The sequence below is a fragment of the Aeromicrobium sp. Leaf272 genome (assembly GCF_001422865.1).
Taxonomy (GTDB): Bacteria; Actinomycetota; Actinomycetes; order Propionibacteriales; family Nocardioidaceae; genus Aeromicrobium.
The window spans coordinates 326,368-327,426 of sequence record NZ_LMMY01000011.1 but is presented as its reverse complement, the minus strand read 5'-3'; the positions used below and the strand labels follow the sequence as shown (position 1 = coordinate 327,426).

General features: G+C 72.6%; 1 protein-coding gene. It reads left to right on the top strand.

The window, feature by feature from the left end; all coding sequences use genetic code 11:
• Positions 1 to 116 precede the first annotated feature (116 nt).
• Positions 117 to 1,059: MerR family transcriptional regulator (locus ASF38_RS08630; protein ID WP_156366873.1), on the top strand; the 943-nt coding region annotated here is incomplete at its 3' end.

Sequence of the window (1,059 nt, the reverse complement as noted above, 5' to 3'; positions counted from 1 at the left end):
GTGCTCCACCTCGAACGCAACTTCTTCACAACCTATCCAGGTGGCTCCCCGAATGGCAACCCTGCGCAAGAGGCCTACAGTGGCAGCAAGGCCCGACGCGGCCGGGAGGTGACGTGGTGAAGGACTCGCCGGGACGTCCCGACGAACCGCGCCCGACGGCCGGGGAGTGGGTCGACGTCGCTCACGCCGGAGGCGATCTCACGTGGGGCGTCGGCGCCGTGTCGTCGCGTCTGGGCGTCGCTGCCTCCACGCTCCGCACGTGGGAGCGCCGCTACGGGATCGGTCCCAGCCATCGCACCCACGGTGGTCACCGTCGCTACACCGAGCGCGACATCAGTCGGGTCGAGCTGGTTCGACGCATGGTGGCCCGAGGGGTCTCCGCCCAGGACGCCGCCCGCGTGGCGCGCCACCTCGACCGCGACGACCTGTCGTCGGCCCTGCGGGGCGAGTCGCCCAGCCAGACCGACCTGGCGACCGACGACCTGCTCGACTCGCTGCTGGCCGCCGCCACGGCGGCGGACGAGCAGAGACTCCACGACCTGCTGCTCGCCATGCTGGCCGGCACGCCCGTGCTGGAGGTCTGGCGTGACGTGCTGTCGCCGACCCTCTGCCGACTGACCCACGAGGTCTCCCGAGGCGCGGTCACGCCCGAGTCCCAGAACCTCGCCCGGAAGGCCGTGCTCGAGCACCTGCACGACGTCCGCGGCACCCAGGACGCTCGTCGTCGCAACGGGGTCAAGGCGCAGGTGCTGCTCGCGACGTTCGTCGACGAGGCGAAGGCGCTGCCGTTCGTCGCCTGGGGGGCGGCGCTGGCCCAGGCCGACATCGGCCTGCGGATCGTCGGCCCCGACGTCGACCTGCGCGAGGTGCTCGACCTCGCCACGCACCTGTCGCCCTCCGTCGTGGTCACGTGGGGCGCCCCCGCGGAGTCCGCGTCGCTCGTCCGTCGTCACCTCGACGCCGGCCAGTCCGGCTCGTTCATCCGGGCGTCCGGCGCCTGGCCCGACGAGATGAGCATCCGGTTCGGCCTGGAGGCCCCCGAGATCCCCACCGACGTCC